We start from the raw sequence: 20,599 nt of genomic DNA on the forward strand, positions 1-20,599 counted from the left end.
GAACGACACGTGTTACTCGGACGCGATCGTAGCCGACGACGTGCTGGCTGCTGACGTCGGTGCGTTCGCCGTCGCAGCGCTCGTCGTCTCCGGGGCGTCACCGAAGTCCGGCACCTCGAGACGGGCGCCGCCCTGCAGCGCGGACCGGTGGGCGATGATGCCCGGCAGGGTGAAGCGCGCGGCGGTCCAGGCGTTCACCGGCGGCAGGGTCCGGTCGACGACGGCACGGACGAAGTCGTCGGCGAGGAACTGGTGGCTGCCCTCGTGCCCGGTCGGCACACCGTCGTACTCGGCGGGCAGACGGTCGGTGTCGTGCACCTCGGCGTAGCCGGAGACGAACGCGTCGCGCAGGGACGGGTCGACGTCAGCCAGGCGCGGGTCGTCGAGGGACATCGTCGCCTGGGTGTCGATCTTGTCGCTGATGTCGTACGAGTCCTCCTTGTCCTGCCAGACGCTGGTCTTCGCGAGCTGCTCGAAGCTGGCCTCGGTGCCGAAGTAGCGGAAGCGCGACTCACGGATGTGCGACGGGTAGCCGACGCGACGCATCTCGTTGATGCGCATGACCCCGCCGTTGTCGAGCTCGAACAGGGCAGTGGCGTTCGAGAAGTCGTTGTCGAACTGGCTGACGTCCTTGTCGAAGACGCCGTCGCCGCGGTCGTCCTTGACGCCGATGCAGCTGACGCTGACCGCGTGCCCGGGGATCGCACCGAGGACCCCGCCGACCGAGTGCGTCGGGTAGAGCATGGGCGGGTAGCTGGCGGTGCGCTTCCACTCGTCGCCGCCGCTGTACTGGTACGCGGCGTAGAAGCCGAGGTCCATGTCGTGCACGTAGTCGCCCTCGGCGTAGAACACCCGGCCGAAGGCGCCGGCGGCGACCTGCTTGCGGGCGAACACCGTCGCGGGGTTGTAGTAGCTCGTCTCGCCCATCATGTAGGTCAGGCCGGTCTCGCGGACCGCCTGGATGATGTCGCTGATCTCGTCGACGGAGATCGCCATCGGCACGGCGGAGTACACGTGCTTGCCGGCGCGCAGGGCCTTGACCACGAGCGGCCCGTGGGTCCAGCGCTGCGTGAAGATCGCGACGGCGTCGACGTCCGAGGCGAGGACCGCGTCGAAGTCCGGGAACGTGCCGTCGAGGTGCTGCGTCTCGACGAGTTCGGACGCGCGCTCGTCGACGAGGTCCGTGACGTAGACCCGGTCCACGTCGGGGTGGAGCTTGAACAGCTTGGCGAACTGGGGGGCGAACTGGCCCGCGCCGACCATTCCGACAGAGATCATCAGTGACCTTTCCAGGGGTGTGGGATGCGTCGCCGAGCGGGTCGCTCCGATGCGATCGAGCGCCATCCTGACACACCCTGTCTACACGTGACAACCCCCGTCGACAGCCCGGAAAGAGCCTCTTGCCAGCAGTGGTCCCCACGTGTAGATTCCCGGCTCACGGACTGCTGCACGTCAGTCCACCGCAGACGAAGGAGTCGCGATGGCAACCGAGAGCCCTGTGTCGTCACCCTTGACGACCGCCAGCACGAGACGGAGGAGTCGGTCCGCCGACCTCGCCCGTGCCCGCACCACCGCACCACGGCGCCGCCCCAGGAACGACCTGTGGCTCGCGCTCGTCTTCATCGCCCCGGCAGCCGTCGGGTTCGCGGTGTTCCTCGCCTGGCCGACCGTGCGGGGCATCTACCTGAGCTTCACCTCGTACAACCTGCTCACCGAGCCCGAGTTCACCGGCCTGCAGAACTACGCCCGCCTGGTGCAGGACTCGATCTTCTGGCACTCGATGGTGGTGACCGTCGAGTACGTGCTCATCAACATCGTCATCCAGACCGTCGTCGCGCTGTTCATCGCCGTGATGATGCACCGCCTGACCAAGTCGACCTTCGTGCGCGGCATCGTGCTCGCGCCGTACCTGGTGTCGAACGTCGTCGCCGCCCTGGTCTGGCTCTGGATCCTCGACACCCAGCTCGGCATCGGCAACGAGATGCTCGCCGCACTCGGGCTCGACCGCATCCCGTTCCTGCAGAGCGACGTCTGGGGCATCCCCTCGATCGCGCTCATCAACGTCTGGCGGCACGTCGGCTACACGGCACTGCTCATCTTCGCCGGCCTGCAGTCGCTGCCCGAGACCGTGTACGAGGCCGGACGCATCGACGGTGCGAGCGAGTGGAAGATGTTCTGGCGCATCACGGTGCCGCTGCTCCGCCCGATCCTGTCCCTGGTGCTGATCATCACCGTGATCGGGTCGTTCCAGGTGTTCGACACCGTCGCCGTCACCACGCAGGGCGGCCCCGCGAACGCCACGAACGTCGTGCAGAACTACATCTACAACCTGGCGTTCGGCCGGTTCCAGTTCGGCTACGCGTCCGCGGTCTCGGTCGCGCTCCTCATCGTCCTCAGCATCATCACGATCATCCAGTACCGCCTCACCCGCTCGGGTGAGTCCGACCTGGACTGAACGGAAGCGCCATGACCACGACACTCACCCGTTCCGTCACCACGTCCCGTCCGCCGCGGATGGGCGCCGGCCACCGTCGTCGCCCGTCGCTCGGCCGGGTGCTCGCCTGGGTCGCGATGATCCTCGTCATCGTCGTCACCCTGTTCCCGTTCTACTGGATCCTGCGCACCGCGCTGTCGTCGAACACCGCGATCAACTCCGACCCCACCTCGCTGCTGCCCGTCGGGTTCAGCCTGGGCGGGTTCGAGCGGGTCTTCGGCCTGCAGTCCACCGAAGAGGCGTTGGCGCAGGGCGGCTCCGGCGCCGCGCTGAACTTCTGGCGGTACCTGCTCAACTCGATCCTGGTGTCGACGCTCGTCACCGTCGGCCAGGTGTTCTTCTCGGCAGCGGCCGCCTACGCATTCGCCCGGCTGCGCTGGCCCGGTCGCGACAAGGTGTTCGGGGTGTTCCTGGCCGGGCTGATGGTCCCCGCGATCTTCACGCTGCTGCCGAACTTCACCCTCATCAAGCAGCTCGGGCTCGTCGACAACCTGCTCGGCATCGCCCTGCCGACGATGTTCATGACCCCGTTCGCGGTGTTCTTCCTGCGGCAGTTCTTCCTCGGCATCTCGAAGGAGGTCGAAGAGGCGGCGCTCATCGACGGCGCCGGGAAGGTCCGCGTGTTCTTCCGGCTCGTCATCCCGATGGCGGCGGCCCCGATCGCCACCCTCGCCGTGCTGACGTACATCACGAGCTGGAACGACTACTTCTGGCCCCTCATGGTGTCGTACACCGACAGCTCGCGGGTGCTGACCGTCGCGCTCGGCGTCTTCAAGTCGCAGACCCCGCAGTCCGGCACCGACTGGGCCGGGCTCATGGCCGCGACCCTGGTGGCGGCGCTCCCGATGATCCTGCTGTTCGGCGTCTTCGCCAAGCGGATCGTCAACTCCATCGGCTTCTCCGGGATCAAGTGACCCGGCTGTCGGACAGGACGAACACCATGACGAACCAACTGACCCGCCGCACGCTCTTCGCTGGCGGTGCCTCCGCCCTGGCCCTCGGCGCGCTCGCCGCCTGCTCGTCGCCCGGTCGCCGCACGACGAACCGGTCGGGTGCGCGCACCGTGAGCTACTGGCTCTGGGACGCCAACCAGCAGCCCGCGTACCAGGCCGTCGCCGACGCGTTCCACCGCGCGAACCCGGACATCACCGTGAAGATCACCCAGCTCGGGTGGAACGACTACTGGACCAAGCTCACCGCGGGCTTCATCGCCGGCACCGCGCCCGACGTCTTCACCGACCACCTGACGAAGTTCCCGCAGTACGCCGACCTCGACGTGCTCTACAAGCTCGACGAACTCGACGCCACGAAGGGCATCCGGGACGACGACTACCAGTCCGGGCTCGCCGAACTGTGGAAGGGCCAGGACGGCCACCGCTACGGCTCGCCGAAGGACTGGGACACCGTCGCGATGTTCTACGACCGGAAGGCGATGGCGAAGGCCGGGGTCTCCGCCGAGGAACTCGGGTCGCTCGAGTGGAACCCGGAGGACGGCGGCACGTTCGAACGGATGCTCGCGCGGCTGACCGTCGACTCGAAGGGCCGACGCGGCGACGAGGACGGCTTCGACAAGGACGACGTCGCCGTCTACGGGATCTCGTCGAACGGCTCGGGCGGTGACGGCTTCGGCCAGACCCAGTGGTCACCGTTCACCGGATCGGTCGACTGGTTCTACACGAACGAGAACCCGTGGGGCGACAGGTTCCGCTACGACGAGCGGGTCGTGCAGGACACCCTCGCCTGGTACTACCGGCTGGCCGAGAAGGGCTACATGGCGAAGTACGGGGTGTTCTCCACCACGACCGGGCCCGAGGTCCAGCTCGGCGCCGGCAAGTGCGCGCTGTCGTTCAACGGCTCGTGGATGATCGGTTCGTACCTCGGCATGGAGGACCTCGACGTCGCGGTCGCCCCGACCCCGATCGGCCCGTCGGGTCACCGTGCGTCGATGTTCAACGGGCTCGGCGACTCGATCACGAAGCAGGCGAAGGACCCCGAGGCCGCGGCGAAGTGGGTGGCGTTCCTGGGCAGCGACGAGGCCCAGCGGATCGTCGGTGAGAGCGGGATCGTGTTCCCCGCTCGTCCCGCTGGCACCGAGGCTGCCGTGGCGTCGTTCCGGAAGCGCGGGCTCGACGTCTCGGCGTTCACCCGGCAGGTCGAGGAGGACACCACGTTCCTGTTCCCGGTCACGAAGAACCCCGCCGACGTGCAGGCCCTGCTGCAGCCCGCCTTCGACGACGTCTACGCGAACGGCAAGCCGATCTCGACGCTGACCGGGGTCAACGAACAGGTCAACAACCTGCTCGCCCTCACCTGATCGACACCCGAAACCCGAAACCCGAAACCCGAAACCCGAAACCCGAAACGCGAAACCCGACACCCCGCCCGTCGTCCGCATGCCGCACCGTCCGGTGCGGTGTGCGGACGACGCGTTGACCGTGCCGCCGACCACGACCCAGACTGCAGGGGATGACTTCCCTCACCTCCCTCGTCTACATGTCCGTCGCCGTCGACGACCTGACCGACGACCAGCTGGTCGCCATGCTGCGTGAGGCGCGGCTCCGCAACCACGCGCTCGGCGTCTCCGGGCTCCTGCTCGCCAAGGGCGGCCGTTTCATGCAGGTGCTCGAGGGTCCGGTCTGGAGCGTCGAGGACCGCTTCGCCGCGATCGAGCGCGACCCGCGGCACACCGGCGTGAAGTCGCTGTCGCGTGAGTCCATCAGCACGCGTCGGTTCGACGGCTGGGCGATGGCGTTCGGCAGCCCGACCGGGGACGAGCTCCGTGACGAGCCCGGGTTCAGTACCTTCCTCAGCGACCGCACCGGTCTGCCGACCGGGGTGGCGGGCACGCCCGCCGACTGGCTGCTCCGCTGGTTCCGTGGGCGCGACCTGCAGGACCTGCCCGAGGAGCGCATCACGCTCGGCCGGCACGCGGCCTGAGACGCACCACCCCTCGGACTGCCGGCACGCGGCCTGGGCCGCACCACTCCTCGGTCTGGAGGCACGGTGCGGGCCCGCCCCGTGCCTCCAGACTGTGAGACTGGTCCCGTGGAACGACGTGAGCAGATCCTGGTGGCCGCGGCGGAGGAGTTCGACCGCGTCGGCTTCGCCGGCGCGACGATCGCGGGCATCGCCCGCGCGGCGGGCGTCTCGCAGGGAACGCTGCACTTCCACTTCCCGACGAAGCTCGCCCTAGCGCTCGGCGTCATCGGCGAGCAGAACGCCCGCACCTTCGACGTCGTCAGCCACACCGACAGCTCGCCGGTCGCCGCGCTGATCGGGGCGTCGCACGGCATCGCCGACCTGCTCCGGACCGACCCGATCGTGCGGGCCGGGATCCGGCTGTCGCTGGAGCGCGGCGAGTTCCAGACCGCGACGCTGAGCTTCTACGAGCAGTGGATCGGCGGGATCGTCGACGTGTTCCGGTTGGCGGTCGCGAGCGGGGAACTCCGGACGGACCTGACCGCGGAGCAGCTCGGGTCGACGGTGGTGCCCTACTTCACGGGCGTGCAGCTCGTGTCCGACGTCCGGACGCGGCGCACCGACCTGATGCCGGCCGTGGCGACGATGTGGCGCGTGGTGATCGCGGCGACGGCGGACCCGAAGCACCGCGACCGGCTGCTCGGCGTCGTCGAGGACGAGTTCACCGAACGCTGATCCGGCGACGGGGTCCTGGGTCGGTTCAGAGGTCGTGCAGCTCGCGGTCGCGGAACCACTTCAGCAGCCAGGCAGCACTCGTCCGGTCGAACGAGCGCGGGAAGTCCATCGTGCCCGACAGGAAGGGACTGAAGCCCTCCTCGGACCGGATGTCCGAGTCGTCGAGCGCGCGGTAGGCCATCGACCAGCCGTCGAACCGTCGGCGCTCGATGTCCTCGCGCACCAGCGACTTGACCTCGCCGTGCCGTCGGTCCTTCGCGATCACGTCGTACCGGTCCTGCACGCTCCACGCCGGCCCCTCGAGCAGCTGCATGAACCGGCCGCCCTTCGCGAGCAGGAGCCCGGAGACCCCGAGCGCTTCGTTGCGCAGCCGGGACTCCGCGAGCAGCACCGCCATGGCCTGGTCGTCGAAGGGGACGACGGCACGGCTCATGTAGACGATGGAGACGAGCACTCCTCCATCCTGCTGGGTGGAAGGCCGCTGAGCGAAGCGGATGTCCGCAACGCGCCTCACGGATCGGTGCTGCGGATCAGCCCTGCGGCAACTCGTGCGCGGTGACGTCCTCGTTGCGCTTCTTCCGCCACGGACGGGCCGGGGTGTTCGGACCGTCCCACACCAGGATCGCGCCCCAGGCGGCGGCGATCAGCGGCACCGAGATGATCGCGCCGGTGATGCCGGCGAGGACGGTGCCGGCGGTCAGCCCGATCAGGATGACGAGGCCGTGCAGCTTGAGGGTGCGCCCCATCAGGACGGGCTGCAGCAGGTTGCCCTCGAGCTGGTTCACCAGCACCACGATGCCGATCACGATGAGTGCCTGCACCGGACCGAGGGCCACGAGCGCGACCAGGGCGGCGAGGATGCCGGCGGCGGTGGCACCGACGATCGGGATGAACGCGGTGATGAAGACGATGACGGCCAGCGGCAGGGCGAGGGGCACGCCGACGATGGCGATGCCGACTCCGATGCCGATCGCGTCGACCGCCGCGACCGTGGCGGTGCCGCGGACGTACCCGCCGAGGGTCGAGACGACCCGGTCGCCGACGCGACGTGCTCGGGCGTAGCGCTCACCGGTGAAGGGGCGGAGCAGGAATTCCCAGATGCTCGGGCCGTCCTTCAGGAAGAAGAACAGCACGACGATCATCAGGACGAGCCCGGTCAGGAAGTTCGCGGTGGCCGAGGCTCCGGCGAGGGCACCGGAGCCGAACTGCGCGCTCGTGACGAAGTCGGACGCCGACGCGACCGCGTCGTCGATCTGCTTGTCCGAGATCGAGAACGGCAGGTTCTTCGCGAACTCCTGCAGTTGCTGGAACCCGTCGACTGCCGACTTCTGCAGCTGCGCCCACTGGTTCTCGACGGCGACGACGATGAGCCAGCCGATCAGCCCCAGGATCGCGAGGACGCCGATGAGCACCGCGAGGGTGGCCAGCACCGACGGCACCCGGTGCTTGCGGAGCCACGACACCACGGGGTGCATGGCCGACGCGATGATGAGCGCGAGGAGCACGGGGATCGTGACGACGCTCAGGATGTTGCTCGCCCAGACGACGCCGGCGACGACCACCACGACGATGATGAGCTGCAGGCACCGGGTCGCGAAGTGCCCGGCGGAGTCGGACCACGCGGCCTGGACCCTGGACGGAGCGGCTGGGGTGGTCGGGCGCGGGGCGTCGCGGAAGAACGGCATGCCGGAGACGCTACCGACCGGACGGCCGTCGCGCCGGTTCCGACGGCTCGATCGTCCGCCCGGTGTCCTGTCCCCGCGTCGCCGGGGCGACCAGGAACGCCGCGACCAGCAGGACGAGCGGCACGAGCATCGCCGTCTGCAGACCGAGGTGCTCCCCGACGAACCCGAGCAGCGGCGGCCCCACCAGGAAAGCGATGTACCCGGCGGTGGCCACCACCGACACCCGGCGGTCGCCGTCGGTGGGGTGGTCGCCCGCGGCGGAGATCGACAGCGGGAACCCGAGCGCGATGCCCAGACCCCAGACGCCGGCGGCGGCCGCGGTGACGACCGGACTCGGTGACAGCACGACGAGCAGGACCCCCACCGCACCGACCGCGGCACAGACCCGGACGACCGGGGCGCGTCCGAACCGGGCGACGAGCGGGGTGCCGGCCGCACGACCGATGAGCATGGCGAGGGCGAACCCGGTGAACACGAGGGACCCGACGGACTCGGGGGCGTCGTGGTCGGTGGTCATCAGCAGCGGGAGCCAGTCGCTCGCTGCACCCTCGGCGAAGGCCATCGCCAGCGTGATCACGGCGATCATGGCGAGCTGCACGGTGAGGACGGAGCGGCGGGCTCCCCGACGGGTGCCGCGGGCAACGGCAGGCGCATCGGTCGGTGTCTCACGAGGCACCGGCCGCAGGTTCAGCGCCCCGAACACCGCCAGCGTGGCCATCACCGCGGCGCCGACGAGCAGGTGCACCCGGACCGGGGTCCCCGCAGCCGTCATGGCGATGCCGACGACCCCACCCACCACGCTGCCGAGGCTGAAGCACGCGTGCAGCACCGGCACGACCGGTCGCCCGATCTGCCGTTCGACCGCGGCGGCCTCGACGTTCAGCCCGATCTCGGCGACGCCCGCCCCGAAGCCGATCAGGAACAGCCCAGCCCAGACCCCGGCGGCGACCTGCGCCGGGGCGAGCAGCGCGACGAGCACCATGCCGACGACGGGCAGCGCGCCCCCGAGCAAGATCAGCGGGCGGTTGCCGGTCCGTCGCACCAGCGCCCCGGCGCCGAGGATCCCGATCATCGACCCGATCGACAGTCCGAGCAGGACGAGGCCCATCGCCTCGATCGAGGCTCCGAGCTCATCGCGGATCGCGGGCGTCCGGGTGATCCACGTCGCGATCCCGAACCCGGTCACCGTCGACGTGGCGAAGAGTGCGAGTCGATGCCGCCCGGCCATGCCCCCATCTGATCGGTCCCCGGACGGCCCGTCAAGGGCGACCGCGTCCCGCGCTTAGGATCGGGCGCATGGCGACCGTCCTCCTCGTCCGTCACGGACGCACCACTGCGAACGCCACCGGCGTCCTGGCCGGACGCACCGCCGGCGTGCGACTCGACGCCGTCGGCCGCACCCAGGCCGAGCGGACCGCGGAGCGCATCGCCGCGGTGCCCGTCGTCGCCGTGGTGTCGAGTCCGCTCGAGCGCTGCCGGCAGACCGCCCGCGCGATCCTGGACCGACAGACCGACCGGCCGGCCGGGCCACCCGCCTCGCTGATCGAGCGGGCGATCACCGAGGCCGACTACGGGCAGTGGCAGGGCCGGAAGCTCGCCGACCTGGCGAAGGAGCCCCTCTGGCGCACGGTGCAGGCGAACCCGAGCGCCGTCGTGTTCCCCGGCGGTGAGTCCATGCAGACGATGCAGTCCCGGGCCGTCGCAGCCGTCCGGCGCATCGACGCCGAGGTCGAGGCGGAGCACGGACCCGGCGCCGTCTGGGTCGCGGTGAGCCACGGCGACATCATCAAGAGCGTCCTCGCCGACGCCTTCGGCATGCACCTGGACCTGTTCCAGCGCATCGGCGTCGGCCCGGCCTCGGTGTCCGTCGTACGCTACGGCGAGCACCGCCCGGAGGTCGTCGCGACGAACACCGAGTCCGGTGACCTGTCCTGGCTGCGCACCGCCCCGGCACCCAGCGGGGACGCCGCGGTCGGCGGCGGCGCGGGCAACCCGGCACCCGATGCGCACACCGGCACCGGGCGTCCGGCGCCCGACGCGCCCGCGGGTCCTGCCGGACCCTGAACGGCCGGAGCCGAGCGCTCCTACAATGCGGGTATGCCCACCATCGTCCACGGCTTCGACTGGCCGGACCGCCTCGTCGTCGGCACCATCGGCCGTCCGGGTGAGCGCGCCTTCTACATCCAGGCCCGCTCCGGTCGGCGCGTCACCAGCGTCGCGCTCGAGAAGGAGCAGACCGCCGTGCTCGCCGACAAGATCGACGAGCTCCTCGACGAGGTGGCGACCGTCGACGACAACCGCTTCAGTGTGCCGCCGTCGGTGCCCGTCGAACTCCGCGACCCGGAGCCGCTCGACCAGCCCGTCGAGGCCGAGTTCCGCGCCGGGGCCCTGAGCCTGGGCTTCGACCCGTCCACCGCGCAGGTCGTCATCGAGGCGTACCCGATCGACGACGAGGTCGAGATCGTGTCCGAGGAGAGCGAGGACGGCATCGAGATCGAGGCCGTCGTCGAGATCCCCGAGCCCGCCGAGCTGTTCCAGGTGAAGATCCCGGTCGGCACCGCCCGGGCCTTCGTCGAGCGCACGCGCGAGGTCGTCGCCGCCGGTCGTCCGCCCGGCGACGCATGAGCGACGGCTCGCTGTCCGTCCGGGCGCGCATCCGCGAGGCGTCCAACGCCACCTTCCTCGCCGAACTCGACGGCGCGACCGTCGTCTACAAGCCCGTCGAGGGCGAGCGCCCGCTGTGGGACTTCCCGGACGGCACGCTCGCCGGCCGCGAGATCGCCGCGCACCTGGTCTCCGAGGCGTTCGGCTGGGGTGTCGTCCCACCCACGTGGATGGGTGACGGTCCGTTCGGGCCCGGCATGGTGCAGCGCTGGCAGGACGTCGATCCCGAGCAGGACGCCGTCGACCTGGTGGCGCCGGAGCTCGCCGAGGCAGCGGGTTCGCCCTGGCTGCCCGTGCTCGAGGCCATCGACGAACACGACCAGCCCGTGACGCTCGTGCACGAGGACTCCGAGGCCCTGCGCCGGATGGCGGTCTTCGACGTCGTCGTGAACAACGCCGACCGCAAGGGCGGGCACGTGCTCGCGATGCCCGACGGCCACCGCTTCGGCGTGGACCACGGGCTCACCTTCCACGTCGAGCACAAGCTCCGGACGGTCCTGTGGGGCTGGATCGGGGAGCCGCTCGGGCCGGACGAGCTCGAGGGCCTCGACCGGGTGTCCGAAGCCCTGCGCGGCGGTCTCGGCGACGTGCTCGCCGAGCACCTGACGGACGAGGAGATCGACACGCTCCGGGCGCGCTGCGCGGCCCTGCGCGCCGTCGGGATCTTCCCGCCGCCGCCCGGTCACGGCCCCGCGGTGCCCTGGCCGCTGTTCTAGACGCACCCAGGGACGGACGGGAGGCCCGTGGCGGTCTCGCCACGGGCCTCCCGTCCGTCTCGTGTGGGCTTCAGAGCCCCCAGTCGTCGCGGAAGAGCGCGCCGCCGGCCCCGCGACGCGAGCCGAGGTACGAACCGACCACGGCGACCCCGAGGTCGTCGTTCTCCGGTGCCACGACGCTGCCGTCCACCCGCTTCGCCATCGCGTCGATGAACCGGGCGAGCCCCGGGTCCTCGCCGAGCCGGAAGAACGTCGTCTGGGCGCCGAGGCGTCCGGCGTTCTCGAGCTCCCGTACGGTCAGCGCGATCGTCACCGGGTCGGGCGGGTAGTCGAACCAGACCTGCCCGTTCGGCTCGAGGTGCGACGTCGGCTCGCCGTCGGTGACGATGAGGAGCACCGGTTGGGCCGTGGGGTGCTTGCGGAAGTGCCGGTTGGCGAGGAGCAGGGCATGGTGCAGGTTCGTGCCCTTGTCCCACATCGCGTCGAGACCGACGAGCTGTTCGACGTCCATCACCTCGGCCTCGCGACCGAAGGCGATGAGCTGCAGGTCGTCGCCGCGGAACCGGGTCGACACCAGGGTGTGCAGCGCCAGGGCGGTGCGCTTCATCGGCACCCAGCGGTCCTCCATCGCCATCGAGAACGACGTGTCGACGAGCAGCGCGACGCAGGCCTGGGTGCGGGCCTCGGTCTCCTGCACCTCGACGTCCTCGATGCTCAGGCGCACGCCGGCTCCCTGTCGTCCGCTCGCCGCCGTCCGCACGACGGCGTTCGTGATCGTGCGGGGGATGTCCCACGGCTCGGTGTCGCCGAACGCCCACTGCCGCGACGCCCCCGAGGGCTCGCCCGCGGCGCCCGAGCGACGGAGGTCCCGTGCGCCCTGGCGACCGGACATCCGCTGGGCGACGTCCTTGAGCAGGCTCTTGCCGAGCTGCCGCATCGCCTTCGGGGTGAGCCGGAGCTGCCCGTCGGCACCGCGGCGCATCGCCCCGGAGTTCCGGAGCGCCTGCTCGAGGCGCTGCAGGGTCTTCGCGTCGACCGCAGCCTCGTCGCCGAGCTGCCGGGACAGCGCGTCGAGGTCCAGGTCGTCGAGCTCCGAGCCCGGTCCGGACTGGTCGAGCTGGTCGGCGAGGGCGTCGAGGTCCGCGATGTCCTGGAACACCCCGGTGCCGTCGCCCAGCCCGAGCCCCTGTTCACCCTCCATGCGTTCGGATCCGCCCCAGTCCTCGCCGGGACGCAGTGCGCGCAGGGTACGGTCGAGCTGGGACAGCTGCCCCATCAGGTCGGGGGAGCCGAACGCCTGCTGGGCGAGGGCGTCGAGTTCGTCCCGCTGCTCCTGGGTCATCGAGTTGCGCATGCGCTGCGCCGCGGCCGCGCGGGCTGCCAGGTCGTCGAGCAGCTCGTCGACGTTCGCCGGGTTCGACGGGAAGTACTCGCCGTGCTGGTCCATGAAGTCGTCGAACTGCTGCTGGGTGTCCTCGCCGCGGGCATGCGCCTCGAGCAGGGCGTTGAGGTCCTGCATCATCGCGCTGACCGCGGCCCGGTCCTGGTCGGTGGCACCCTCGAGTGCCTGTTTCATGCCGGCGAAGCGCTGGTCGAGCACCTCGCGGCCGAGCAGGTCCTTGATCTCGTCGTACTTCTGCCGCGCGGTCGGGCTCGTCCAGTCGTAGTCGCCGAGTTCCTGCACGGCGGCGGCGGGGGAGGTCGACAGGCTGTCGAGCTGCAGTTCGGCCAGGGCCCGGTCGCCGTCGTCGAGGTCGACGTTGCGGGCGAGCTCCCCCCGCTCGGCGAGCAGCGCCTGGTCGAGGAGCTCGCGCACCTGCTGCAGGGTGCCGTCGAGGTTGTTCTTGCTCGTCAGCTCACGGCGGCGCTCGGCCACCCGTCGGGCCAGGTCGTCGAGACCGCGCTGCGTCCGGCCCCCGCGCCGCAGGAACTCCCGCATCGCGCGCTCGGGCGACGTGCCGCCCATCACGTCCTGCCCGATGGCGTCGAGCGCCTCGGCCAGGTCGACCGGGGCGGCGAGCGGGTCGGGTCCGTCGGTGTACCGGCCGTACCGGGTGTCGCGCGTCAGGCGCCGGTTCTGCCTAGCCATAGACGGCTTCGCCCCCGCCGGACTCCTTGCTGATGCGCCGGGCGAGGAACAGGCCCTCGAGGGCGAGCTCGATCGCGCCGGCGCGTTCGCCGTCGTTCGTGGCACCCATCCGGTCGCACACCTGGTCGTACAGGTCGGACTCGCCGATCGACGGCAGGCCTTCGAGGAACGCCCGGGCGCTGACCTGCTCGCCCGTGGTCACCATCGTGCCGCCGTCGAGCGCGTCCACGAGCACCGCGAAGTCGAGACCCTTGAAGCGGGAGCGCACGGTCTCGGCGGTCGCGGTGCGGAGCAGGTGCTCGAGGACCTCGTCGGCCCGGTCTTCTTCGCCGTTCTCGAACTCGATCTTGCCGCCGAGGACGTCCACCGCGGTCTCGAGGTCGATCGGCCGGGCGACCGCCTCGTCCTCGCCCTGGCGCGCTGCGCGGTGCACCGCGGCGGCGGACACCGTCTCGGCACCGGCGATCGCGAACCGGGCGCTCACACCGCTGCGCTGGTCGACGGCGCTCGAACCACGCAGTGCGCGGGTGAACCGGGCGAGGATCTCGATCAGGGCGTCGGGGACCTCGGCCGTCAGCTGGGCCTCCTGCCGGATGACGGCGATCTCGTCGTCGAGCTCGATCGGGTAGTGCGTGCGGATCTCGGCGCCGAAGCGGTCCTTCAGCGGCGTGATGATCCGGCCGCGGTTCGTGTAGTCCTCGGGGTTCGCGCTCGCCACGACGAGCACGTCGAGCGGCAGCCGCAGCACGTAGCCGCGGATCTGGACGTCGCGCTCCTCCATCACGTTGAGCATCGCGACCTGGATGCGTTCGGCCAGGTCGGGCAGCTCGTTGATCGCGACGATGCCACGGTGCCCGCGGGGGACGAGTCCGAAGTGGATGGTCTCCGGGTCGCCCAGGCTGCGGCCCTCGGCGACCTTCATCGGGTCGACGTCGCCGATCAGGTCGGCGACGCTCGTGTCCGGCGTCGCGAGCTTCTCGACGTAGCGGTCGTCGCGGTGTCGCCAGCTGATCGGCAGGGCGTCGCCGAGGTCGTCGGCGCGCCGGATGCTCGCGGTGGTGATCGGTTCGTACGGGTGCTCGCCGAGCTCGGAGCCGGTGATGACCGGCGTCCACTCGTCGAGCAGGCTCTGCAGGGTGCGGAGCAGCCGGGTCTTGCCCTGGCCGCGCTCGCCGAGCAGGACGACGTCGTGGCCGGCGATCAGGGCGCGTTCGAGCTGGGGGATGACGGTGGTCTCGAAGCCGTGCAGGCCGGGCCACGGATCGGTGCCCTGGCGCAGGGCGGTGAGCAGGTTGTCGCGGATCTCGGCGCGGACCGTCTTCTGGACGTGACCAGAGGTGCGGAGCTCGCCGACCGTGCGGATGTCAGGTCGGGTCACCTCTCCGACGCTACGCCGCGTAGGCGACGGCGACCAGGGTCGGACTGGAGGCGCGTGGCGGGCCCGCACCGTGCCTCCCGTCCGCTTGTGGGTTTCCATCGCACTTGCGATCATTGAGATCCCGGCGACGGAGCCGGATTCGAAGTAGGGGGATCCGGCTCCGCCCCCGGTTGCTCGTTCGGCATCTGAACCACATCGGCGATCTCGGCGTACGGTCCCATTTCGTGAGCAGCGCGAACGCAACCATCAAGAGCCTGGTGCCCGCCAGGATGGACCGCTTGCCGTGGACCCGGTTCCACTGGAGCGTCGTCGTCGGACTCGGCGTGTCCTGGATCCTCGACGGTCTCGAGATCCAGATCGTCTCGAACGCGGGTTTCCAGGCGGACCTGAACCTGTCGACGCAGCAGGTCACCTCACTCGGGACGATCTACCTCATCGGGCAGGTCGTCGGCGCGATCGTGTTCGGTCGGATGTCCGACCGGTTGGGGCGACGGAAGCTCTTCATCCTCACGCTGGCGATCTACCTGATCGGCTCCGGCATCGCTGGGCTCGCCCAGGACTTCTGGTTCCTCGCGGCGTTCCGGTTCGTCGCGGGGCTCGGCATCGGCGGCGAGTACGCGGCGATCAACTCGGCGATCGACGAGCTCATCCCGGCGAAGTACCGCGGGCACGTCGACATCGCCATCAACGGCACGTACTGGGGTGGTGCCGCGCTCGGCGCGTTCGCCAACATCTACCTGCTCGACACGGCCAACTTCGCCGAGAACATCGGCTGGCGCATCGGCTTCTTCCTCGGCCCGGTGCTGGGCATCGCGATCATCTTCCTGCGCCGGCACATCCCGGAGAGTCCGCGGTGGCTCATGACGCACGGACGCGAGGAGGAAGCCGAGGCGACGGTCACACGGATCGAGGAGTCGGTGGAGAAGTCCACCGGGCACCGCCTGCCGGACGTCGACCAGTCCAAGGCGATGACCGTCACCCCGACCGACAACGTCAAGTTCCGGACGATCGTGAAGGTGCTGTTCCGGCAGTACCCGACCCGGACCCTCGTCGGCGCGACGATGATGATCACCCAGGCGTTCCTCTACAACGCGATCTTCTTCACGTACGCCCTGGTGCTCACGAACTTCTTCGGGCTGAAGACGGCCGAGACATCGGTGTACTTCTTCCCGTTCGCGATCGGCAACCTGCTCGGCCCGATCATCCTCGGGCGGTTCTTCGACACCTGGGGTCGTCGGCAGATGATCTTCTCGACGTACCTGGTCTCGGGTCTCGTCCTCGCCACCTCGGCGTTCCTCTTCCAGGCCGACGCGATCTCGGCGACGGTGCAGGTCGCCTTCTGGTGCGTGTCGTTCTTCTTCGCCTCGGCGGGGGCATCGAGCGCCTACCTGACCGTGTCGGAGATCTTCCCGCTCGAGCTGCGGTCGCAAGCCATCTCGTACTTCTTCGCGTTGGCGCAGATCTTCGGTGCCGTCGCCCCGCTGATCTACGGTGCACTCATCGGTGACGGCTCGTCGCGGGAGCCGCTGTTCTGGGGGTACCTGCTCGGATCCGCGGTGATGATCGCCGGTGGGGTCGTGGCGCTGGTGTTCGGGGTCGACGCGGCGCGGAAGGGGCTCGAGGACGTCACCCAACCGCTCTCGGTGCTCACCGGGGACGCGAAGTCAGACCGGAAGTGAGCCCTGTGGCGGCGGCTTGACATTCTGTATTCAGAGTGTTTAGCGCCGCCGTCGCAGCGCTGTCACTGTGCCTGCATGGCACTCCTCCACAGCGCGACACCGGCGACCACGATCCACGGCAGCGACCGCCCTCGCCTCGGGGGTGCCGTCCGTGCGTGAGCCTGGGCTGATGGAGCACACCCCAATCCGAGCCGGCGCCGGCGGACTCGATCCCCACGGCCTGCGCCGCAGCCTGCTGCGCGACGCGGTGTTCCTGCGACTGCTCGACAACGTCCTGCGGGGGGAGTACCGCCGCGGGCAGCGGCTGCGGCTCGACACCCTGGCATCGGACATGCGGGTGTCGCGCACACCGGTGCGCGAAGCCCTCGTGACCCTCGAGTCCCTGCAGCTGGCCAGCGTGCAGCGGTACGTCGGTGTCGTGATCTCGCAGTGGTCGGTCGACCAGATGATCGAGCGGATGCGGATCGCCCAGGCCCTGCTCGTCGATCCGCCGTCGAACTCCGTCAGGTACCACGACCGGTTCGACAAGGTGTGGCTGCGGGAGTGCTGGACCGAAGCCGGTGCCTTCGTCGAGCTCGGCGCCTGGTACCTGCGGCGCCGCGGGTCGTCGGTCAGCGGCGACTGGTTGCTGTCGCAGCGCATCGTGCTCGACATGTTCTTCACCGACGACGTCGCCCTGGCGAACGGGATCGATGCCGTGGTCGACCGGCGACGACGGGTCGAGTTCGTCGAGCGGGCCGTGGCCGCTGCGGAGCGAGACGCCCTCGACGACTGTGCCGCGGCGCTCCTCGACCTGTCGTCCGCCCTGATCGCCCTGCCCGACCGCTTCCGGGTGGTCGTGTCGGCCTGAACCGACCTCGGCTGCGCATCCGCTCAGGTCCGCGCCGACCGCCGTAGATCCGCAGGTCGCGGCACTGAGCAGCGAGTGTCACCGGTGTCCCTCGCACTGGATCGTCAGGCAACGTCGTGGCAGCCTTGACCGGTTGCCGTCCCCGGCGTGTCCACCGACGACAGGAGTGCCCGTGAACGACGTCCGCGATCGATCCCACCGCTTGAACCGAGCGTCCGGGATCGCACGGCACGGACGTCTGCGGCGCTCGAGCCCCTTCGCGACCGCTGCCAAGACGGTCTCCGCCGTCGTCGCAGTGGCCCTGGTGAGTTCGGTCTCGGTCACGGCGATCGCGGCGAAGCAGGTCACGGACGACCTCGGTGACGGCGTCGAGATCCAGGGCCAGCCCGCACCGCAGGCGAAGGGCGGCGCGAAGCCGATCAGCGCCTTCAAGGGCGGGTTCAACATGCTCGTGGTCGGCACCGACAACGACCCCGAGCAGAGCGCAGCCTTCGGGGAGCGCGATGCGACCCTCAACGACGTCAACATCCTGCTGCACGTCTCGGCCGACCACACCAACGCGACCGCGGTGAGCATCCCGCGCGACCTCGTCACGCCGATCCCGGCCTGCAAGAAGACCGACGGCACGGGCACGGCTCCGGCGATGGCGGCGCAGCCGATCAACACCTCGTTCGGCGAGGGCGGCCTGAACTGCGTCACCCAGACCGTTGCCGGGCTGACCGGCCTCGACATCCAGTACTCGGCCGCGGTGTCCTTCAAGGGCGTCATCGAGATGTCGAACGCGATCGGCGGCGTGCCGGTCTGCGTCGCCCAGCCGATCACCGACTCGTACACCGGGCTGAACCTGCCGGCCGGCACCTCGACCCTGCAGGGCGACGAGGCCCTGGCGTTCCTGCGCACCCGGCACGGGGTCGGCGACGGATCGGACCTCGGTCGGATCTCGAGCCAGCAGGTGTTCCTGTCGTCGCTGCTCCGCACCGTGAAGTCGAACGACACCCTCGGTTCTCCGGCCCGCCTGTACAAGCTGGCCCGGGCCGCGGCGTCCAACATGCAGCTCTCCCAGAGCCTGAACGACATCGGGACGATGGTGCAGATGGGCCTGGCGCTGCGCGACCTGCCGCTGGCGCAGGTGAACTTCGTGCAGTACCCGGGCACCACGGGCGGCACCGGTGTCTACGAGGGCAAGGTCGAGCCGACGACGTACCTGGCCGACCGGCTGTTCGCGAAGATCAAGGCCGATCAGTCGTTCTCCCTCGGGGCGGACAGCACGGGCATCGGGTCCGAGACGAACCCGACGCAGCCGAACCCGACGCAGCCGACCGCTGCACCGTCGTCGCAGGCCGCTGCGCCGGAGCCCGCGACCCCCGCGACACCGGCAGCGCCGTCGTCCGCTGCGCCGCGCACCCCCTCGGCGACGCCCGAGACCATCGACGGGCTCGAGGGCCAGTCCGCCGACCAGCAGACCTGCTCCAAGGCGTTCGGGTACTGAGGCGCGGGCGGACGGTCGCTTGCTTGCCGCCTCCCGCCCCTGCCCCTTCCGCGAAAGCGACAGTCTGCCGCCGAACATCCGCGGCACTCTGTCGCCCTGGCACCTGTGACGGCCGAGCTCGGTGGCGCAGTGTCGCTTTCGTGGGCCCGCCGTTGCCGTGCGCGCGCCCGAACGTCAGCAGTGCACCCGCCCCCGAACGCAGAAACGGGGGCGCGGTGGTGGGCCGCGCCCCCAGGGGAAGTCGCTCCCCGCCGGGCGCCACGCGATCGGGCGCGCCGGGCCCGCACGGGGAACGACGTCGGGTGCTGTGTCGCGACGACGGGGACGAGCCCCGGAACGTGATTGCCGCGTCCCGATGATGGTATGCAGTGGGGTACGCCCCGACAACCCCCACGTGTCCCCACTTCGGGGGACCGAGTGTGACGGGTCGTGCCACGCGCGGGTGTGCGTCGGGTCGAGAGTGGCGCGGTCCTCCTGTATGGTGGTCGCAGCGCTCGCGAGAGTGCTTGGAGACGTCGCATAGTCCGGCCGAGTGCACCACCCTGCTAAGGTGGAGTCCCCTTTGAGGGGACCGAGGGTTCAAATCCCTCCGTCTCCGCACGCCGATGAACCCCGGTCCGATCGGACCGGGGTTTCGTCGTTCTCAGGCCCGAAGCGCCCGCGTCAGACGGTCACGATGCTCCCCGTCGTCGTGGTCCGCACTCCCGCACGCCCCCGACGCACCGCGCCCATCGCGACGAGCGTGAGTGCCACGGCCGCCAGGGTGATCCCCGAGCCCGCCCAGATCGGCGACGTGTACCCGAGCCCGCCGGCGATGGTCAGGCCACCGATCCAAGCGCCGAGTGCGTTGCCGAGGTTGAACGCGGCGATGTTCGCCCCGCTCGCCAGGGTCGGCGCATGGTCGGCGTACTGCATCACCCGCGTCTGCAGGGCCGGGACGGTCGCGAACCCGAATGCCCCCATCAGCACGAGGGCGATCACGGTGAGCACCGGCGAGGTCGCGACGAGGGCGAACACCGCGAGCACCACGGTCAGCACGACGAGCACCACGAGCAGCGTGCGGTCGATCGAGCGGGCCGCGAGCTTGCCGCCGGCGAAGTTGCCGACGAACAGCCCGATGCCGAACACGATGAGCAGCCACGGCACCGCCGACGACGGGAAGCCGGACACCGAGGTCAGCGTGTACGCGATGTAGGTGAAGGCGCCGAACATCCCGCCGTAGCCGAGCACGGTCATGCCGAGCGACAGCCAGACCTGCCCGGACCGGAAGGCGCCGAGCTCGCGGGCGAGGGACGGAACCTCGGTGGAGCGGACTGCGGGGACGAGGACGAGCACGCCGATCAGGGCGACGACGCCGATGGCCGCGATCGCCCAGAACGTCGCACGCCAGCCGGCGGCCTGGCCGAGGAAGGTGCCGAACGGCACGCCGAGCACGTTCGACGCGGTGAGCCCGGTGAACATCAGCGCGACGGCCGAGGCGCGCTTGGATCGCTCGACCATGTTCGCGGCGACGACCGAGCCGATGCCGAAGAACGCTCCGTGGCACAGGGCGGCGATGACGCGGCCGGTCATCATCGCGCCGTAGGTCGGGGCGATCGCGGACAGGGTGTTGCCGACGATGAACAGCACGAGCAGCCCGAGCAGGACGGGCTTGCGGGGGAGTCGGGTGGTCGCGGCGGTGAGCCCGAGGGCCCCGACGATGACCGCCAGGGCGTACCCGGTGACGAGCCAGCCGGCGGTGGTCTCGGTGACGCCGTAGTCGGCCGCAACCTCGGGCAGCAGGCCGGTGATGACGAACTCGGTCAGGCCGATGCCGAATCCGCCGAGTGCGAGGGCGATGAGTCCCGCGGGCATGGATGTCCTTCCGTTGTGCAGCTGTGCCGCGTACGCTGGTTGTTGCA

At 70.2% G+C, this 20,599-nt stretch carries 18 protein-coding genes and 1 tRNA gene; 12 read left to right on the forward strand and 7 right to left on the reverse strand.

Annotated elements, in window-relative coordinates; translation table 11 throughout:
• Positions 1–12: 12 nt before the first annotated feature.
• On the reverse strand, positions 13–1,278 hold the full coding sequence (locus DEJ04_RS15670) for a Gfo/Idh/MocA family protein (protein WP_375334739.1): 1,266 nt from the start codon (positions 1,276–1,278) through the stop codon (positions 13–15).
• Between the two features lie 202 nt (positions 1,279–1,480).
• On the opposite strand from DEJ04_RS15670, the gene DEJ04_RS15675 reads away from it, so the two are divergent.
• From DEJ04_RS15675 to DEJ04_RS15695, 5 genes are all read left to right on the forward strand, one after another.
• Complete coding sequence (locus tag DEJ04_RS15675) at positions 1,481–2,455, forward strand: carbohydrate ABC transporter permease (protein WP_228516654.1); 975 nt, start codon at positions 1,481–1,483, stop codon at positions 2,453–2,455.
• A gap of 11 nt (positions 2,456–2,466) precedes the next feature.
• The gene (locus DEJ04_RS15680; protein ID WP_027466099.1) at positions 2,467–3,408 is read left to right on the forward strand and encodes a carbohydrate ABC transporter permease; all 942 of its coding nucleotides are present in this window, start codon (positions 2,467–2,469) and stop codon (positions 3,406–3,408) included.
• A 26-nt stretch (positions 3,409–3,434) separates the two neighbouring features.
• On the forward strand, positions 3,435–4,808 hold the full coding sequence (locus DEJ04_RS15685) for a sugar ABC transporter substrate-binding protein (RefSeq protein ID WP_071406555.1): 1,374 nt from the start codon (positions 3,435–3,437) through the stop codon (positions 4,806–4,808).
• Positions 4,809–4,960: 152 nt separating this feature from the next.
• Positions 4,961–5,431 carry a BLUF domain-containing protein gene (locus DEJ04_RS15690; protein WP_051596847.1) on the forward strand — a complete coding sequence of 157 codons (471 nt, stop codon included), beginning with the start codon at positions 4,961–4,963 and terminating at the stop codon, positions 5,429–5,431.
• Between the two features lie 108 nt (positions 5,432–5,539).
• On the forward strand, positions 5,540–6,148 hold the full coding sequence (locus DEJ04_RS15695; RefSeq protein WP_164941198.1) for a ScbR family autoregulator-binding transcription factor: 609 nt from the start codon (positions 5,540–5,542) through the stop codon (positions 6,146–6,148).
• Positions 6,149–6,173: 25 nt separating this feature from the next.
• On the opposite strand, the gene DEJ04_RS15700 is transcribed toward DEJ04_RS15695, so the two are convergent.
• The 3 genes from DEJ04_RS15700 to DEJ04_RS15710 form a co-directional block, all read right to left on the reverse strand.
• Complete coding sequence (locus DEJ04_RS15700) at positions 6,174–6,602, reverse strand: BLUF domain-containing protein (protein WP_110865510.1); 429 nt, start codon at positions 6,600–6,602, stop codon at positions 6,174–6,176.
• Between the two features lie 76 nt (positions 6,603–6,678).
• Positions 6,679–7,833 (reverse strand): AI-2E family transporter, encoded by a 1,155-nt coding sequence (locus DEJ04_RS15705; RefSeq protein ID WP_111047677.1) that lies wholly within the window; start codon positions 7,831–7,833, stop codon positions 6,679–6,681.
• A gap of 10 nt (positions 7,834–7,843) precedes the next feature.
• On the reverse strand, positions 7,844–9,061 hold the full coding sequence (locus tag DEJ04_RS15710; RefSeq protein ID WP_111047678.1) for an MFS transporter: 1,218 nt from the start codon (positions 9,059–9,061) through the stop codon (positions 7,844–7,846).
• A 68-nt stretch (positions 9,062–9,129) separates the two neighbouring features.
• On the opposite strand from DEJ04_RS15710, the gene DEJ04_RS15715 reads away from it, so the two are divergent.
• From DEJ04_RS15715 to DEJ04_RS15725, 3 genes are read left to right on the forward strand one after another with little or no spacing between them, the layout of a single operon-like run.
• On the forward strand, positions 9,130–9,897 hold the full coding sequence (locus DEJ04_RS15715) for an MSMEG_4193 family putative phosphomutase (RefSeq protein ID WP_111047679.1): 768 nt from the start codon (positions 9,130–9,132) through the stop codon (positions 9,895–9,897).
• Positions 9,898–9,930: 33 nt separating this feature from the next.
• Positions 9,931–10,458, forward strand: a complete 528-nt coding sequence (locus DEJ04_RS15720; protein WP_071406497.1) for a DUF3090 domain-containing protein — start codon at positions 9,931–9,933, stop codon at positions 10,456–10,458.
• Positions 10,455–11,213, forward strand: a complete 759-nt coding sequence (locus tag DEJ04_RS15725; RefSeq protein ID WP_111047680.1) for an SCO1664 family protein — start codon at positions 10,455–10,457, stop codon at positions 11,211–11,213. Before DEJ04_RS15720 ends, DEJ04_RS15725 begins: the two co-directional genes overlap by 4 nt.
• 70 nt (positions 11,214–11,283) lie before the next feature.
• Here the strand turns inward: DEJ04_RS15725 and DEJ04_RS15730 are convergent, their stop codons facing one another.
• Both DEJ04_RS15730 and DEJ04_RS15735 read right to left on the reverse strand, forming a co-directional pair.
• The gene (locus DEJ04_RS15730) at positions 11,284–13,302 is read right to left on the reverse strand and encodes a VWA domain-containing protein (protein ID WP_111047681.1); all 2,019 of its coding nucleotides are present in this window, start codon (positions 13,300–13,302) and stop codon (positions 11,284–11,286) included.
• Positions 13,295–14,680: an AAA family ATPase gene (locus DEJ04_RS15735; protein ID WP_111047682.1), complete on the reverse strand. Its 1,386-nt coding sequence runs from the start codon at positions 14,678–14,680 to the stop codon at positions 13,295–13,297. Before DEJ04_RS15735 ends, DEJ04_RS15730 begins: the two co-directional genes overlap by 8 nt.
• A 224-nt stretch (positions 14,681–14,904) precedes the next feature.
• Between DEJ04_RS15735 and DEJ04_RS15740 the strand changes: the two genes are divergently transcribed.
• From DEJ04_RS15740 to DEJ04_RS15755, 4 genes are all read left to right on the forward strand, one after another.
• Positions 14,905–16,359, forward strand: a complete 1,455-nt coding sequence (locus tag DEJ04_RS15740) for an MFS transporter (protein WP_309148022.1) — start codon at positions 14,905–14,907, stop codon at positions 16,357–16,359.
• Between the two features lie 169 nt (positions 16,360–16,528).
• Positions 16,529–17,209, forward strand: coding sequence for a GntR family transcriptional regulator (locus DEJ04_RS18620; RefSeq protein ID WP_220035576.1), 681 nt, complete (start codon positions 16,529–16,531; stop codon positions 17,207–17,209).
• A 172-nt stretch (positions 17,210–17,381) separates the two neighbouring features.
• Positions 17,382–18,698, forward strand: a complete 1,317-nt coding sequence (locus DEJ04_RS15750; protein ID WP_111047691.1) for an LCP family protein — start codon at positions 17,382–17,384, stop codon at positions 18,696–18,698.
• Positions 18,699–19,206: 508 nt separating this feature from the next.
• Positions 19,207–19,296 (forward strand) — tRNA-Ser (locus tag DEJ04_RS15755).
• Between the two features lie 65 nt (positions 19,297–19,361).
• Here DEJ04_RS15755 and DEJ04_RS15760 read toward each other — a convergent pair.
• Entirely contained in the window at positions 19,362–20,552 is a 1,191-nt protein-coding gene (locus tag DEJ04_RS15760) for an MFS transporter (RefSeq protein WP_111047684.1), read from the reverse strand.
• Positions 20,553–20,599: the final 47 nt, after the last annotated feature.

Origin of the sequence: Curtobacterium sp. MCLR17_044 (assembly GCF_003234435.1) — a bacterium.
GTDB lineage: Bacteria > Actinomycetota > Actinomycetes > Actinomycetales > Microbacteriaceae > Curtobacterium > Curtobacterium flaccumfaciens.

Bases quoted from the DNA above. Each gene is read 5' to 3' on its own strand.
- DEJ04_RS15670 (WP_375334739.1), bottom strand. From the start codon at position 1,278: ATGATCTCTGTCGGAATGGTCGGCGCGGGCCAGTTCGCCCCCCAGTTC.
- DEJ04_RS15675 (WP_228516654.1), top strand. From the start codon at position 1,481: ATGGCAACCGAGAGCCCTGTGTCGTCACCCTTGACGACCGCCAGCACG.
- DEJ04_RS15680 (WP_027466099.1), top strand. From the start codon at position 2,467: ATGACCACGACACTCACCCGTTCCGTCACCACGTCCCGTCCGCCGCGG.
- DEJ04_RS15685 (WP_071406555.1), top strand. From the start codon at position 3,435: ATGACGAACCAACTGACCCGCCGCACGCTCTTCGCTGGCGGTGCCTCC.
- DEJ04_RS15690 (WP_051596847.1), top strand. From the start codon at position 4,961: ATGACTTCCCTCACCTCCCTCGTCTACATGTCCGTCGCCGTCGACGAC.
- DEJ04_RS15705 (WP_111047677.1), bottom strand. From the start codon at position 7,833: ATGCCGTTCTTCCGCGACGCCCCGCGCCCGACCACCCCAGCCGCTCCG.
- DEJ04_RS15710 (WP_111047678.1), bottom strand. From the start codon at position 9,061: ATGGCCGGGCGGCATCGACTCGCACTCTTCGCCACGTCGACGGTGACC.
- DEJ04_RS15715 (WP_111047679.1), top strand. From the start codon at position 9,130: ATGGCGACCGTCCTCCTCGTCCGTCACGGACGCACCACTGCGAACGCC.
- DEJ04_RS15720 (WP_071406497.1), top strand. From the start codon at position 9,931: ATGCCCACCATCGTCCACGGCTTCGACTGGCCGGACCGCCTCGTCGTC.
- DEJ04_RS15725 (WP_111047680.1), top strand. From the start codon at position 10,455: ATGAGCGACGGCTCGCTGTCCGTCCGGGCGCGCATCCGCGAGGCGTCC.
- DEJ04_RS15730 (WP_111047681.1), bottom strand. From the start codon at position 13,302: ATGGCTAGGCAGAACCGGCGCCTGACGCGCGACACCCGGTACGGCCGG.
- DEJ04_RS18620 (WP_220035576.1), top strand. From the start codon at position 16,529: ATGGAGCACACCCCAATCCGAGCCGGCGCCGGCGGACTCGATCCCCAC.
- DEJ04_RS15760 (WP_111047684.1), bottom strand. From the start codon at position 20,552: ATGCCCGCGGGACTCATCGCCCTCGCACTCGGCGGATTCGGCATCGGC.